The sequence below is a fragment of the Streptomyces sp. NPDC021012 genome (genome assembly GCF_044333355.1).
Lineage (GTDB): Bacteria > Actinomycetota > Actinomycetes > Streptomycetales > Streptomycetaceae > Streptomyces.
In genome coordinates, this window is record NZ_JBIRQU010000032.1 from 1 (window position 1) to 2,450 (window position 2,450).

At 70.7% G+C, this 2,450-nt stretch carries 1 protein-coding gene; it reads left to right on the forward strand.

Annotation, left to right across the window (positions count from 1 at the left end; genetic code table 11):
• A partial coding sequence (locus tag ACH4TP_RS40300) for a condensation domain-containing protein (protein WP_398440716.1) occupies positions 1 to 2,450 on the forward strand: 2,450 nt, incomplete at both ends.

Sequence of the window (2,450 nt, forward strand, 5' to 3'; positions counted from 1 at the left end):
TTCCGTGTCGAGCCCGGCGAGACCGAGGCCGCGCTGCTGACCCACCCCGCCGTCACCCAGGCCGTCGTCACCGTCCACCACGAGCAGCTCGCCGCCTATGTCGTCACCGACACGGATCCCGATGAGATCCGCCGGCACGTGGCCGACCGGCTCCCCGAACACCTCGTCCCCACACATGTGATCGCCCTGGACCGGCTGCCGCTGACCCCCAACGGCAAGGTCGACAAGCGCGCCCTGCCCGAGCCGGCGCCCGTCGCCTCCCTCGGCCGCGCCCCGCGCACCCCGCTGGAGGAGACCCTCCTCGCCCTCTTCGCCCGGACCCTGGACACCACCGCAGACCTCACCATCGACGACGACTTCTTCCACCACGGCGGCCACTCGCTGCTCGCGGCGCGGCTGACGAACCACATCGCCGAGGCGTTCGGCGTGCGGCTCACGATCCGGGACGTGTTCGCCCGTCCGACGGTGGCGGGGCTCGCGGAGCTCGTCGCAGGTCAGGGGGAGGGAGAAGCTCTCCCGTCGTTGGTCGCGGGGGAGGGAGCCGGTGATCTGGCTCCGGCGTCGTTCGCCCAGCGACGGCTGTGGCTGCTGTCGGAGCTGGAGGGGGACAGCGCGGCGTACAACGTGCCGATGGTGGTGCGGTGCGAGGGCGGGTTGGACCTCGGAGCGCTGGAGTCGGCGCTGGGCGATGTGGTGGAGCGCCATGCTCCGCTGCGGACGGTGTTCGAGCCGGTGGAGGGCGAGCCGCGCCAGCGGGTACTGCCTTTGGAGCAGGCCCGAGTGTCGGTGGAACGCCGGCGCGTCGCCGCCTCCGACCTTGCTGCGGAGCTGGCGGAACTGGCCGGTCGTGTCTTCGATCTGGCGGTGGATCTTCCGTTGCGGGCGGTGGCCTTCGAGCTGGGTGACGGTTCGGTGGTGCTGTCGCTGGTGGTGCACCACATCGCGACGGACGGCCTGTCGAATGCCGTGTTCTTCGGGGACCTTCAGCGGGCCTACGAGGCCCGGGTCGCCGGGGCCGAGAGCTCAGCGCTTGAACCCTTGACCGTGCAGTACGCGGACTATGCGGCCTGGCAGCGGCGGGTGTTGGGTTCGGCGGACGATCCGGAGAGTGTGCTCGGTCGGGAGCTGGGTTTCTGGCGCGGGGCGCTGGAGGGGCTGCCGGAGGAGCACGGTCTGAACCTGGACCGCCCCAGGCCGGCCAGGGCGTCGCATCAGGGCGGACAGGTCGAACTGGACCTAGGAGAAGACCTGTTCGAGCGCGTCGCGCTCCTCGCCCGCTCGGAGGGGTGCACGCCGTTCATGGTGGTGCATGCGGCGCTGGTGGCGGCGTTGACCCGTCTGGGTGCGGGGTCTGATCTGGCGGTGGGTACGCCGGTGGCGGGTCGTGGTGAGCGGTCGTTGCAGGAGTTGGTCGGGTTCTTCGTGAACACGCTGGTGCTGCGGACGAGCAGTGCGGGTGATCCGAGTTTCCGTGAGTTGTTGGGGCGGGTGCGTACGGCGGACCTGGATGCTTTCGCGCATCAGGAGGCGCCGTTCGACCTGGTCCTCGAAGCGGTCAACCCGGCCCGCAGCCTCTCACGCCACCCCCTCTTCCAGATCTGCCTCGGGCTCGAAGTGGACGGCGTTCCGGAGCTGCACCTGTCCGGAGTCCGTACCACCGAGATCTCCGGCCTCGGGAACGGATCGGCGAAGTTCGACCTCGAATTCCTGCTCCGCTCCGATGACAGCCGGCGCCTGCACGGTGCGGTCATCTTCGCGTCCGAGGTGTTCGACGAGGAGTCGGTACGGAGGATGGCTTCGGTCCTCGGCCAGGTGCTGGCCCAGGTGCTCGACGACCCCGGCCTGCCGCTCTCGGCCCTGGAGGCGCTGTCGAGCGCGGAGCGCGAGCTGCTGACCGGCCCGTGGGCGGGGACCGTCGCCGAGGTGGGTGACACCTCCCTCGTCGAGCGGTTCGAGGAGCAGGTGCTCCGTCGGCCGGAGGCGAAGGCCCTGATCGACGGTGACCGCGAGGTGTCGTACGCGGAGCTCAACGCCGCCGCCAACCGCTGGGCCCACCACCTGCGCGCCCACGGTCTGGGCCGAGGCGACATGGCCGGTGTGCTCCTTGAACGCGGGGTGGAGTTCGCGGCGGCGGTGATCGCCGTGGTCAAGACCGGTGCGGCCTACACGCTGCTCGACCCGGACTTCCCGGACGAGCGGCTGCGCTCGGCGGCGACCGACGCCGGAATCAGCCACCTCGTCACCGCGCCGACCCTCGCCGAACGCGTCGACGGCCCTTGGCAGACCCACACCGAGGCCCCGGGAGAACTCCTCTCCCGCAACCCCGGCAACCTCGGCCTGCCGCTCGGCCCCGACGACCCCGCCTGCTTGATGTTCACGTCGGGTTCGACGGGTCGGCCGAAGGCGATCTTGTCCTCGCACCGCAACCTGGTGTCGACGGTGAGTGGTCA